The sequence below is a fragment of the Eubacterium sp. BIOML-A2 genome (genome assembly GCF_009680135.1).
GTDB classification, from domain to species: domain Bacteria; phylum Bacillota; class Clostridia; order Lachnospirales; family Lachnospiraceae; genus Faecalicatena; species Faecalicatena contortus_B.
In genome coordinates this window covers 55,761-65,988 of sequence record NZ_WKZK01000021.1, presented here as the reverse complement: position 1 = coordinate 65,988, position 10,228 = coordinate 55,761, and the positions used below count along the sequence as shown (strand labels likewise).

Below are 10,228 nucleotides of genomic sequence, written 5' to 3'. Positions count from 1 at the left end.
AGTTGTTGCTGAACCCAGCGCGGGAAATCATCAGATTTCCCGTGATGTGTTCAGCGTACCCGCCTATCCGGCATCGGGTGTTCTAGAATCACTTAGCAGCATGGGTGCATATCGCAACGGCATATACAGCCCCAGCACCTCCCCGGCCTCCCTGTCATAAAGCGTCCCCATCCGTCGACTAGGCTAAAGCTAGCCGACTAAATCCCGATTCTCGTTGTTTATAGGCCTGCATTATGGTAAACTGGTAGAAAAAGTTGTAAATAGGCTAGACTTCCGGGCTGTTATATGCGCCTGAAGACTGCTGAAAAGAACAATATATGAAAAAGGAGAATACCCATGAATCCGGTAAAAGTCAGAAATGTTGAGATAGGCAGCGGAATTCCGAAAATCTGTGTGCCAATAGTAGAAGTAACCAGGGAGAAGATTTTAAGCTCTGCCGCCGACATCATACGGATCGGCGCCGATGTCGTGGAATGGCGGGCAGACTGGTACGAGGATATTTTTGACTTTACAAAAGCAGAAGAGACGTTGAAAGAGCTTAGGAAAGTTCTCGGAGAGACCCCGCTTCTTTTCACTTTCCGCACCGTCAAAGAGGGTGGAGAAAAGCAGGCGGCAGCAGATATATACGTAGATCTGAATATAAAAACCATAGAGACCGGATATGCAGATCTGGTAGATGTAGAAATCTTTACAGGGGATGAGGCAATGAAACGGGTGGTAAAAACGGCCCATGGGCGCGGCGTGAAAGTGATTGCTTCCAATCATGATTTCCAGAAGACCCCGGAGAAAGAGGAAATTGTATCCAGACTATGCAGGATGCAGGAACTGGGAGCGGATATCCCCAAGATCGCTGTTATGCCCCGGAATAAAAAAGACGTGCTGACACTTCTGGCGGCTACGGAAGAGATGGTGTCTGTACATGCAGACCGGCCGATTATTACAATGTCTATGGCCGGCGCCGGTGTGATCAGCCGCCTGTGCGGGGAAGTATTCGGTTCAGCCCTGACTTTTGGATCTGCGGGGAAGGCTTCGGCACCGGGGCAGATGAAGGCAGAGGATCTGCGCACAGTGCTCGAACTGCTTCACAATAACCTGTAAGTCCGGGGGGATGCCGGGCAGGGCATATCCGGCGCATCTATACTTCCAGAATCTTTCTGACCTCGGCAACATTTCCGGTAAACACAATTCCGTCCATACCAAAAGCATTGCCGCTTCTGACATTCTCTTCTTTATCATCCAGGAAGAAGCATTCCTCAGGATTCAGATGATAGGTCTCGAACAGATACCGGTATATATCCGGTTCCGGCTTCATCATCTGAACCGGGGCGGAGAATACGATTCCGTCGAATTCCTTCGTAATCTCATAGTAATCGGCGTGTGCGGCGAAATGTGTGGATGCGTTTGACAATATGTATAGAGAAAATCCTTTCTTTTTCAGATCATGAATTAATTCCCAGGTTTCTTCCAGCGGGGTCAGATGAAGGCACCATTCGCGGGCAAACTGCCGGATATTTGGACGCAGGCGTTCAGGGGCCAGAGATGCCGCGTGTTCCATATACTCTTCATAGTCGATGGTGCCACGATCCAGGTCGTCCCAGGCATGGAAAATGGCCTGTTTCATCATCGCGGAATCTTCCGGGGACGGACAGAAAGGTCCGATAATCTGCTTTTCTCCAAACGTTACAATTACATTTCCAAAATCAAAGATAATATGTTTGTATTTCATCATTAAAATCCCTTTCGCATTCTGGGTAACAGTGCGGGCGGGCCTGAACTGCTACCATTTTTGTCCTTCGTTTCCATTGCTCCATACTAATTATGTTTTAAAAACTGTTTTCTGTATTCGCTTGGGGTCATATTCTCATGCTTTTTAAACATCTGTGTAAAATGGGAAAAATTGCTGTACCCCAGTTCTGCGGCAACCATACTGACAGGAATATTGGGATTCCTCAGCAGGTCTTTTGCGGCATCCACTTTTATCCGCAGAATATAATTCTTTACATTTTCGCCGATTTCTTTCTTAAACAATTTTGAAAAATATTCCGGACTGAAACAAACATAGTCGGCCACATCCTTCACCGATATATCTTTAGAAAGATTTTCCAGGATGTAATCAATGGCGCGCTGGACGGTATCTTTAGAGTCATCCTCACAGGATGCGTTTGATATGGCGGTGATAAGGAAACTGATTCCCGTCTTCAGCGACCGGATATCTTTAAAACAGCTCATATAATCGTTGTAGCTGTATTCCTCGGAAAACAGGCTCATGATATCAATTTTCCGTTTATAGGAATAGATAAAGAAGAGCTTGGTTAATTCCTGGTGGAATTCCGAAAGCGTCTCCAGGTTGAATCTGTTCAGGGAGGTATTGTAATCTAAAAAGGACTCAATATTGTCTTCCAGAAATATAAACTGATTATTCTCCAAAAGGCGTTCCCACCGTACTACATTTTCCGAAAGGCTCGTACTTTCAGGGGCGGGCATAGCTTCGTCAGAAAAATACAGGCCCGGTTTTCGGGAGACATTATTGACTGCCCGCTGATGCCCGGGCAATATGATATCTCTAATCGCAGCCACCTGGCTGCGGGGTGTAACGTAACAGGCCAATTCGGAGCGGATCTTGCCGCAGATATCCTCATAATAGGAGCTGTACATATCGGGTGCAAGAGTGGTGAGAGAATCTCCGTTACAGTACATAAGTAGAACAAACTGCTTATACCGGTTCAGACAGATTAGGGGGTAAATGTCAGGCCTGGCAAAGTTTTTAAGTGCATGCTCCATCAGAATGACCGAGATTGAGGAGTCGGAAAGCGACTGTTCCACAGAATCGGTGTAGGAATAAATATCAATAATAATGGCCTGCACATTCGATTCATCTTTTATCATATACCCCATCTTGTTCAAGGAAACCAGCGACTGCTCCTTGTTTGACGGATTGGAAGAAAATAAATTCAGGACGATATTGCTGAGCACCTCGAAATTATAGTAATCAGAGAGCTGCTGCCGGGTGAGAATTTTGGAGACGGCTCTCATAAGAACATCTTCAATCTCGTGGTAGGGGGCCGGCTGCACAATATAGTCAAAACATCCGAGTTTCATGCTTTCTTTTACGTAATCGAAAGATGCATGGGAAGTCAGGAGGATTCTGACAATAACCGGATAATTCTCGGCGATCCATCGATTTAATGAAAGGCCGTTTTCCCCCGGCATCTCAATATCCGACAAGAGGATTTGTATATCATTGGATTTGATGATATCTTTTGCGTCTGAAACATTGGTTGCTGTATAAACGTTTTCGATCTTAAGGGATACAAAATCCACCCCCTTAAGGATTCCATCCAGTACGGAGATCTGGTCGTCCACAATTAAAAGATTCATGATTTCCCCCTTTGTATGAGTGAGGACACTCAGAAACTTTGAGTGTCCGGGCCAGAGCATGCCTGGCAATTACAGATGTCCGCCGCCGACTGATACCTAAAGCTGCGGCGCCTCTATGAGCGGCAGATAAAGTAATCCGCAAGCGCCCCCGGCAGGTTTATTATAGAAAGCAAACTGATAATCTGTTTTATAAATGAGAGCAATTCTGCGCTTCAAATTCGAAATTCCCACGTGCTTTCTGGCAAACAAATCATTTTCCGAGCTGTTGAGCCGGTCAAGTGTCTCCTGGTCATATCCGGTTCCGTTGTCGCTCAGCATAATCTGCATAACCGGCTTCCCGTTCAGCTCAGCGCGTTCTATCTTTATGTCGAAGATGAGCAGGCTGCCGGATTCCCTGTTGTATTTGGCGGTGTTCTCCAGAAACGTCTGAATGATCAGCGACGGCACCCGGTAAGGAAGCAATGTTTCGTCAACCTGTGTATTCAGGATAAACGGACTGACCCGGTCCAGCAAAATGATATTATAATAGTCGTTTACCTCCGCCAGTTCAGACTGTAAAGTGACAAGTTTTAAGTTGTCATGGAAAATGTAGCGGAGATGATTTGAGAAAGCGATGATCATCCGCTGCATTTTTTCGTATTCTTTGCTTTCCAGCATATTGTATAAGCTTTTCAGACAGTTGATAAAAAAATGCGAGCGGGTCTGCATTTGGTAATACTGCAGGCGCGCATGGTCTTTTTCAAAGGCTTCCGCCTGTTTCTCATTGGTTAAAGTTATCTTTTGTTCGATCAGGTTCGACAGCGCGTTATTAATATTCTGGTATTCGATGATATTGCTGTGGCTGTCGGATAAAAATGAGGCCGGATCGTTCTGTTCTAAATGTTTTGTTGCTGCATTGATCTGATCCAATGGGTACAGCAGTATTTTATGAAAGGAATAAAATGTATAAACGATAATAATACAGGTCACGAACGCTGCCAGGACGAATACGAGAATGGATACCTTGGCAAAATCCCCCATATAGTCGGAATAGACCAGACAAAACATGCTGATGTCGGTTTCCTCTATGGGTGTAGTCATTATGTAATAATTAGAAAAAAACGGGTTTTTAGGATACGCCAGATTTGTCAAATCCATTCCTGCCTCAGTGACACTTATCTGGTTTGTAAGAATTTCGGTATTATTAAAAAAACCGAATTGAACCGGATTGTCCTCTGATTCATTATACGTCAGAAGGTCAAAATTTTCCAGATCAATCGTGGTACATACATATACATCTCTGACTTTTAGGGCCTTCATCAAAACAGAGTTGTGCGCATCCTGGAAAACGATCCATTTATTATAACTTGTCTGGTTTTCATCTAACCAATATTCTCTTAAATGATCCTTCAGCTGATAAATATATTGTTTCTCATCAGCGGAAAAGGATTCCCCTGCCGCATAGGTGGATACCCGTCTGTCCTGATCGAAAATGAAGATACATTCATAGGGAGCGACCTGCCGTTTCAGCATCTCGGTGACATTATAGTGGAGGATAACCTTATCGGTATCCTTTAAATTTTTTATGGTTAATAATTGAAATGAACTGTCCGAGTAACATAACTTCTGTTCAAAGGAGGTGCATTTTTTCATTTCAGTTTCCAGGGAACTGGAATAGTAGTCGATCCTGGCAGCTGCATTGGAGGACATTTGGTCTGAGTAAGATTTCATAAAAACGACGCAGTAAAAGATCAGCACTGCGGAAGTGCACAGAAACAATAACAGAAAGTATCTATATAAAAATTTCTTAATAGAATAAGGCCTCTTTTGTTTTAAAAATTTCATGGAATCCCCCCAGGTTAAACGTTTATAAAAATAGAACTGATTTCATAGTAACAAAACCGAAAGTGCAAGTCAAGAAATCGATAAAACAAGCCGGAAAATCGAAAATGTAAACGTTTGACATTTTTAATCTGCAATGAGAAGATATAAGAAGAAAACAAGAGGAGGAGAAGAACTGATGGCTTATTTAGAACTCAATGCTTTATCAACGATTTTGTGCGGATCATTCAGCGCGAAGATCTATCTGCCGGAAATGAACATGTTAGACCTGGATGATGAAAAACACGAAAAAAAGTACCCGGTATTATGGCTTCTTCACAGCGAGGGAGGGACGTCGCTGGACTGGAACAGGACGATGGCCGAGAATTGCGCGGCAGAATACGGTATCTTTATCATTGCGCCAGACGCACAGCATTCCATTTGTACGAACATGGATTACGGCCCCAAATACGAAGAATTTCTTGCATCAGAGCTGCCGGGGATCTGCAGAAATAATCTGCCTATTTCAGAAGATCCGGCGTTAAACTGGATCGGAGGAACCGGGACAGGCGCTTACGGGGCGGTAAAAGCTGCGCTTAAGCACCCGGATATATTTACAAAATGTATTGCTATGGACGGGATCTTTGATATGGATCACATCTGCAGGCTGGCAATGAACGGGGAACCGACAGGCATCTTCCACAATGAGGAATCACTCAGGGCTGTGTTCGGCGATATTACAAAAATACCGGGAAGCGTGCATGATGTGTATGCGCTTGCGAAGAAGTGCCGGGCAGGGGAGTTTTACATAACAGGAACCAAAACTTCTAACTATGCGGCAGAGAGAAATCGCCTGGCGGAATCCTTAAAGGAACAGGCGGTTCTGGTGGAAACAGAAGGGGAAATCATGGATTTCAGTGAACCAATGGTATTGAAAAAGGCCATAGCATGGTTATGCGGCAGATAAAATGAAAAAATGGATCGTGTCCTGAACGGCTCGGACATAGGAGGCATAAACATATTGGAGTAGGAGGAAAAGAAAATGGCGAATTTCAGATTGCATTATTTTTCGGAGGCACTGCTTATGACGGTAGGAGTGAACGTAATTATCCCGGAAAATACATGGGGGCATTCCCTGGCGGACAGGCCGAAGGGATACCGTTATCCGGTGCTGTGGCTTCAGTCAGGCGGCGGCTTTGACTATACGGACTGGCAGAGATACACGGCCCTGGAATTATATGCGGCGGAGGCAGGAGTCGCAGTGGTATGCAGCGGCACATACTGTTCAGGTTATATGGATACAAAACATGGAGATTTCAAGTATTTTACACAGCTTTCCATTGAAACACCGAGAGTGGTAAGACATTTATTTCCCCTGTCCGAGGATCCGAAGGAAAACTATATAGCGGGATTTTCCATGGGCGGTTATGGTACTCTCAAATGGATGCTACGGGATCCGGAGAAGTTTGCTGCATTCGGACTGTTTTCAGGAATTAAAAATGTACCGGAAATACTTCCGGAAAAGGAGGACAGGGAAGACGATTTTTATATGTTTGCCTCGGCCTTCGGAGATGCTGCCAACACACTGGGGACAGAAGACGATGTAGTCTATATGCTTAAGAAACAGCTGGATGCAGGGAAAAAACTCCCCAGGGGATACATGGCTACGGGGGTAGAGGATACGCACTATGAAGACAACGTTGCATTTATGGATAAATATGAGGCAATGGGGCTTAGATTCGAGAGGACGATTGACCATGGGGCGCATAATTGGGAGTACTGCAACCGCCATGTCAAAAAGTTCCTGGACTGGCTGGACATCAGGGATACTTTTCAGCGGGATGCGGAATAGGATAAGGAGAGTAACAGTTTGGAACTGTCTGAACTGTTCACAAGGAGGAGAATATGGGAGAGATGTATTTAAGACCGGGAACGCCGGATGATGACAACAGAGAGTACCTTCCGGAAAAACTGAAGGGGACGGATATTGTGGTGAACGAGAACGGAAACAACTCGCAGCCGTATCCCAAAAAACTTAGGGAATTTCATGGCGTGATAGCGGACGGGATCGAAGACGAGTGGTATGTCTATGTGCCGGACAGCTACAACCCACTGCAAAAGACACCTTTGGTCATGTCCATGCACGGAGGCATGATGACCGGGTGGGGGCAGGCCGTCTACACATCTTGGACAATGGCTGCCGACAGGGATGGATTTATCGTCGTTTTCCCGAATGCAAGTTATAACAGGTTCTGGCAGGTCCAGTGGGGAACATGGGAAATTGACCCCGAAAAACCCACCCCCGGATCAATGGAAGGGGAACCCCAAGGGGTGCTGTCCTGTCCCGAAGATGTAGCAGAGAACCATGATATCAAGCTTGCGAAGGGGATCATAGAGCTGATGAAGAAGACCTATCACATCGATGAGGGCAGAATATTTATGCAGGGAATGTCCATGGGAAATATGATGACGGGACTGTTTGCAAGAAATTTCGGGAATCTTCTGGCTGGCGCCGCCGGCTCCGGAGCAGCCGCATTTTTGTCTCTTCTTTATAATAAGGACGGGAAGATAATCAACCAGGGCGGTCCGCTTGCCGTTTGGCAGTCTAGGCCGGAACTCAATGCAATTCCCCCCGGAAGGGAGATTGAGAAGAAAGTACATAAATATAACCGGCTGTACTGGATGCGGATCAATGAAAGCAGCCTGATTCCGGAGATTACAATCCAGGGAGAAAATAACCTGGCATTTTATAAAGGAAAGCACGCAGATGTGGTATATTATGACATTAAAAACCGGGATCATGGGCAGACATTTGATGATGCGGCGCTGATCTGGGATTACTTCTTTTCCGGAATCAGAAGAGAAAAAGACGGCACCATCGTATGTACGCAGCCCGTCAGGGAGAGGCGCGGCGATGTCTTTGCTTTCTCTGTTACTCCCGGCAGTTCGAAGGTGTGGTTTCAAAACCGCATTCAAAACATGCACGGCCCGGCGCTGAAATGGCAGAAAATGAAATATCACGGACTGGAAGGCGGACAGAAAATCAGAGGGGAGTATGTCATGGTTCCCCTTTCATTTCTGGCAGAAGCTTTCGGCGCTGAACTTGGATATGCAGAAGATAATCTGACGGCAGGAATGACTATGTCAGACGGAAAGAAACTGCAGTTTGCAAGGGGAAGCATCGGATGTGTCATGGACAATTCCCTGGTGCAGATGTACTGCGAGGCACTGCACAGAAGCGGGGAGCTTTACGTCTCTGTGGAGTGGTTTTCAGAATATATCTGCAATATGCATGTGTCAGCCTGCGAAGAGGTGGTATATGTGACGGATCATTCCAATAAGCTGTCGGCAAACATGGCGGATCTGATAAAAGATTTACTGATGGATACGATTGTACCTGATTATTATGACGATATGCTGTAACAGAGTAACAGTTCAGACAGGTCAGCGCAGACCGTACGAAAACATGGTAACTGCAGGCATCCAGCTCTTCGCCGCTGGCGAATTTAGATGAGCTGGATGCGTAACAGATAATCCACAGGAGGGAGAAAAATGGAGAATAAAATAAAAATACTGCCCGGTACGCCGGATGATGACAACAGGGAATATCTGCCGGAGGCGATCAAAGGCTCGGACATCGTTGTGAATGAAAACGGAAACAATTCACAGCCCTATCCAAAGAACCTTCAGGAATTCCATGGGATTATGGGCAATGAAACGGAAGACGAATGGTATGAATATGTCCCACAGTGCTACGATCCGTCCAGGAAGACGCCCCTGGTACTTGCCATGCATGGAGGCCTGATGACAGGCTGGGGGCAGGCGGTCTATACATCGTGGACAATGGTGGCGGACAGAGACAATATTATCGTGGTATTTCCAAATGCCCATACAAGAAGATTATGGACCATGGAGGCTACGGAGGTTGAGCGGAGGGTGGATGAACAAATGCCCGATGATATCAAACAAAATCTGTCGGATAATGAGAACAACCCGGATATAAAAATGGTATTTGCCTTACTGGAATATCTCAAGGAGAAATACAATATTGATGAAGAGCGGATTTTTATGCAGGGCATGTCCAATGGAAATATGTTTACCTCCCAGTTTGCCAGATATTATGGAAACCTACTGACAGCGGCATCCGGGGCCGGAGGGGGCACACCGAACCCACGCCTTCTGTATGAGGATGGGAAGATAAAAAATGAGGCCGGTCCGGTGGGGATGTGGACCTCCATCCCAGAAACAAATGGGTGCCCGCCTTGGTGCGAATTTGATGACCAGACGATTTATAAATACACAAGAGTGTATTGGAATGAAGTAAATGGCTGCCGCCAGGACCCCGAAATCAGTATTATTGGCGAGGATGCTTTCGCTTTTTATAAAGGGGATAAGGCAGACACGGTATTTTTTGAAATTAAAAACCGAGACCATGGACAGACATTGGATGAGGCCGCGATTGTGTGGGACTACTATTTTTCAGGGCTTAGAAGAAAAGCAGACGGAACGATTGTGGATGAAGGATCCAGAATTCCTCGGACCGGAGATGCATTTGCCATAGCTGTTGCAGAAGGCTGCAGGACAGCATGGGTTAGCAACCAGAGAGTCGAAATGAAAACGTCGGCAGTAAAATGGCAGAAGTTAAAATACCATGGCCTGAACGGAGGCCAGAAGGTCAGGGGAGAGTACCTCTGTGTTCCGGTTTCTTTGATCGCACAGGCGTTTGGCGCGGAATATAAATATGAAGCGGACGGGGCAATTGCCTATCTGTATCTGGAAGATAAAAGAGTGCTGCAGTTTGCAAGAGGCAGCATTGGATGTGTGATTGACAATGAGATCAGATGTATGTACTGCGAGGCCCTGCACCGGGATGGAGAATTGTGTGTTTCACTGGAGTGGTTTGCACGTTTTATCATGAATATGTGTGCATCAAAATGCGGTGATGTCCTTTATGTCACGGATCATCACGCAGAATTAGGCGTGAATATGGCGGATCTTATCCGCAATCTCCTGCGCGGCGTGAAAGAGCAGATTGTGATTGATTAAAGGG

General features: G+C 45.9%; 8 protein-coding genes. 5 read left to right on the top strand and 3 right to left on the bottom strand.

Going from position 1 to position 10,228, the window contains the following annotated elements:
• Positions 1 to 336: 336 nt before the first annotated feature.
• Entirely contained in the window at positions 337 to 1,098 is a 762-nt protein-coding gene (gene aroD / locus GKG43_RS09690; RefSeq protein WP_055155219.1) for a type I 3-dehydroquinate dehydratase, read from the top strand.
• A 37-nt stretch (positions 1,099 to 1,135) separates the two neighbouring features.
• Here the strand turns inward: aroD and GKG43_RS09685 are convergent, their stop codons facing one another.
• The 3 genes from GKG43_RS09685 to GKG43_RS09675 all read right to left on the bottom strand — a co-directional run bounded on the left by GKG43_RS09685 (position 1,136) and on the right by GKG43_RS09675 (position 5,202).
• A complete protein-coding gene (locus GKG43_RS09685) occupies positions 1,136 to 1,729 on the bottom strand; it encodes an HAD family phosphatase (RefSeq protein WP_055155218.1) in 594 nt (197 codons plus the stop codon).
• An 83-nt stretch (positions 1,730 to 1,812) separates the two neighbouring features.
• On the bottom strand, positions 1,813 to 3,378 hold the full coding sequence (locus GKG43_RS09680) for a helix-turn-helix domain-containing protein (protein WP_055155217.1): 1,566 nt from the start codon (positions 3,376 to 3,378) through the stop codon (positions 1,813 to 1,815).
• Between the two features lie 96 nt (positions 3,379 to 3,474).
• Positions 3,475 to 5,202, bottom strand: coding sequence for a histidine kinase (locus GKG43_RS09675; protein ID WP_050640211.1), 1,728 nt, complete (start codon positions 5,200 to 5,202; stop codon positions 3,475 to 3,477).
• A 175-nt stretch (positions 5,203 to 5,377) separates the two neighbouring features.
• Between GKG43_RS09675 and GKG43_RS09670 the strand changes: the two genes are divergently transcribed.
• From GKG43_RS09670 to GKG43_RS09655, 4 genes are all read left to right on the top strand, one after another.
• Positions 5,378 to 6,145, top strand: a complete 768-nt coding sequence (locus tag GKG43_RS09670; RefSeq protein ID WP_173020095.1) for an alpha/beta hydrolase-fold protein — start codon at positions 5,378 to 5,380, stop codon at positions 6,143 to 6,145.
• Between the two features lie 75 nt (positions 6,146 to 6,220).
• On the top strand, positions 6,221 to 7,030 hold the full coding sequence (locus GKG43_RS09665) for an alpha/beta hydrolase-fold protein (RefSeq protein WP_129879042.1): 810 nt from the start codon (positions 6,221 to 6,223) through the stop codon (positions 7,028 to 7,030).
• A gap of 53 nt (positions 7,031 to 7,083) precedes the next feature.
• Positions 7,084 to 8,601, top strand: coding sequence for a stalk domain-containing protein (locus tag GKG43_RS09660; protein ID WP_129879041.1), 1,518 nt, complete (start codon positions 7,084 to 7,086; stop codon positions 8,599 to 8,601).
• Between the two features lie 129 nt (positions 8,602 to 8,730).
• Positions 8,731 to 10,224, top strand: coding sequence for a hypothetical protein (locus tag GKG43_RS09655; RefSeq protein ID WP_129879040.1), 1,494 nt, complete (start codon positions 8,731 to 8,733; stop codon positions 10,222 to 10,224).
• Positions 10,225 to 10,228 lie beyond the last annotated feature (4 nt).

Excerpts from the sequence above, each read along its gene's own strand:
- aroD (WP_055155219.1), top strand. The coding sequence starts at position 337 with ATGAATCCGGTAAAAGTCAGAAATGTTGAGATAGGCAGCGGAATTCCG.
- GKG43_RS09685 (WP_055155218.1), bottom strand. The coding sequence starts at position 1,729 with ATGATGAAATACAAACATATTATCTTTGATTTTGGAAATGTAATTGTA.
- GKG43_RS09680 (WP_055155217.1), bottom strand. The coding sequence starts at position 3,378 with ATGAATCTTTTAATTGTGGACGACCAGATCTCCGTACTGGATGGAATC.
- GKG43_RS09675 (WP_050640211.1), bottom strand. The coding sequence starts at position 5,202 with ATGAAATTTTTAAAACAAAAGAGGCCTTATTCTATTAAGAAATTTTTA.
- GKG43_RS09670 (WP_173020095.1), top strand. The coding sequence starts at position 5,378 with ATGGCTTATTTAGAACTCAATGCTTTATCAACGATTTTGTGCGGATCA.
- GKG43_RS09665 (WP_129879042.1), top strand. The coding sequence starts at position 6,221 with ATGGCGAATTTCAGATTGCATTATTTTTCGGAGGCACTGCTTATGACG.
- GKG43_RS09660 (WP_129879041.1), top strand. The coding sequence starts at position 7,084 with ATGGGAGAGATGTATTTAAGACCGGGAACGCCGGATGATGACAACAGA.
- GKG43_RS09655 (WP_129879040.1), top strand. The coding sequence starts at position 8,731 with ATGGAGAATAAAATAAAAATACTGCCCGGTACGCCGGATGATGACAAC.